The sequence below is a fragment of the Vibrio sp. 10N.222.49.A3 genome, assembly GCF_041475145.1.
Taxonomy (GTDB): Bacteria; Pseudomonadota; Gammaproteobacteria; order Enterobacterales; family Vibrionaceae; genus Vibrio; species Vibrio tasmaniensis_A.
The window spans coordinates 1-2,117 of record NZ_JBFRVM010000278.1 but is presented as its reverse complement, the minus strand read 5'-3'; the positions used below and the strand labels follow the sequence as shown (position 1 = coordinate 2,117).

1 protein-coding gene and 1 pseudogene are annotated in these 2,117 nt (G+C 45.0%); one reads left to right on the top strand and one right to left on the bottom strand.

From position 1 onward, the window contains the following. Nucleotides 1-83: 83 nt before the first annotated feature. Complete coding sequence (gene metK, locus AB4589_RS25020) at nt 84-1,235, bottom strand: methionine adenosyltransferase (RefSeq protein WP_009847676.1); 1,152 nt, start codon at nt 1,233-1,235, stop codon at nt 84-86. A 377-nt stretch (nt 1,236-1,612) separates the two neighbouring features. On the opposite strand from metK, the pseudogene AB4589_RS25015 reads away from it, so the two are divergent. Continuing rightward, nucleotides 1,613-2,117 (top strand): annotated as a pseudogene (locus tag AB4589_RS25015) (transketolase); the annotation flags it as partial.

Here is a 2,117-nt window from a genome sequence, read left to right as displayed (position 1 = left end):
GAAGAATAGAAGAATAGAAAGAAAAAAGCCTCTGAGAACAGAGGCTTTTAAAATTACGTTTCAGCTAGCGTGTTGCGTAATGCTTACAGGCCTGCGAAGTCCGCAAGGATAGCTGCTTTGTCAGTTGCTTCCCAAGGGAACTCTTCGCGACCGAAGTGGCCGTATGCAGCAGTCTGCTTGTAGATAGGTTGAAGAAGGTTCAGCATCTCTTGAAGACCGTATGGACGTAGGTCGAAGTTTTGACGAACTGCTTCAATGATGATTTCGTGCGCTACTTTCTCAGTACCAAACGTTTCAACCATGATAGATGTTGGATCTGCAACACCGATAGCGTAAGACAGTTGAATCTCACAACGGTCAGCCATGCCAGCAGCAACGATGTTTTTCGCAACGTAACGAGCTGCGTAAGCTGCAGAACGGTCAACTTTTGATGGATCTTTACCAGAGAATGCACCGCCACCGTGACGAGCTGCGCCGCCGTAGGTATCAACGATGATCTTACGACCTGTTAGACCACAGTCACCCATTGGCCCACCGATTACGAAACGGCCTGTTGGGTTGATGAAGAAGTTAGTGTCTTTGTTGATCCACTCAGCAGGAAGTACTGGCTTGATGATCTCTTCCATTACCGCTTCACGTAGGTCAGGTGTTGTTACTGAATCACAGTGTTGAGTTGAAAGAACAACAGCGTCGATACCAACGATCTTACCTTGGTCGTATTGGAATGTTACTTGAGATTTCGCATCTGGGCGAAGGAAGTCAAGCTTGCCGCTCTTACGTACTTCAGCTTGCTTCTTAACAAGAAGGTGAGAGTAAGTAATTGGAGCTGGCATTAGGATTGGTGTTTCGTTAGTCGCGTAACCAAACATGATACCTTGGTCGCCTGCGCCTTGATCTTTAGGATCGGCTTTATCAACACCTTGGTTGATGTCTGGAGACTGCTTACCAATTGTGTTTAGTACTGCACAAGAGTCAGCGTCAAAGCCCATATCAGAATGAACATAACCAATTTCACGAACTGTTTCACGAGTGATTTCTTCGATATCAACCCATGCAGACGTGGTTACTTCACCGCCAACCATAACCATGCCGGTTTTTACGTAAGTCTCACAAGCAACACGTGCTTTTGGATCTTGTTCAATGATGGCATCAAGAACAGCATCTGAGATTTGGTCTGCAATTTTATCTGGATGGCCTTCTGAAACAGATTCAGAAGTGAATAGGTGCTTAGCCATGAGAGCTCCACTTTTAGTTTAGTTTTTAGTTGCAAATAGTTAAATGCAAATAGTTTATGCCGTCGCAATCGAGGAAGCGTCGCCATTCAATACAGTATATTTTGTAGGTGTTTCTACATCTAGACGGCTATTTTAAATTCCAACGGTCGAATTACAAGCTCTTTTTTAGGATATGTCATAACTAAACGTTTGCGTGTTGGTAGAGGGAAGCCATTGTTAAGTGGTGTAAATGATCGAAAATTGCGGAAAATGACCGTTAAAGTACCAGTAAAACGTTTGCAGTCGCTATAGTCGTTTGAGAGAATACCCGCGCTAATAAAAATGAAAACTTTAGCATCTATCTCTTTTTTAAATCGCTTATGTATCCAGGAGCAGACATGCCTTCTCGTAAAGATCTAGCCAATGCAATCCGCGCACTTAGCATGGACGGTGTTCAACAAGCAAACTCAGGCCACCCAGGCGCACCTATGGGTATGGCTGACATCGCTGAAGTTCTTTGGCGTGGCCACTTGAACCATAACCCAGCAAACCCAGAGTGGGCTGACCGAGACCGTTTTATCCTGTCTAACGGTCATGGTTCTATGCTGATTTACTCTCTGCTTCACTTAGCAGGTTACGAGCTTTCAATTGAAGACCTAAAAAACTTCCGTCAACTGCACTCTAAGACTCCAGGTCACCCAGAGTACGGTTACGCTCCTGGTATCGAAACAACGACTGGTCCTCTAGGTCAAGGCATCACCAACGCTGTTGGTATGGCGATGGCTGAAAAATCATTGGCTGCACAGTTCAACAAAGAAGGCCACGACATCGTTGATCACTTCACTTATGCGTTCATGGGTGATGGTTGTCTGATGGAAGGTATTTCTCACGAAGCATGTTCTC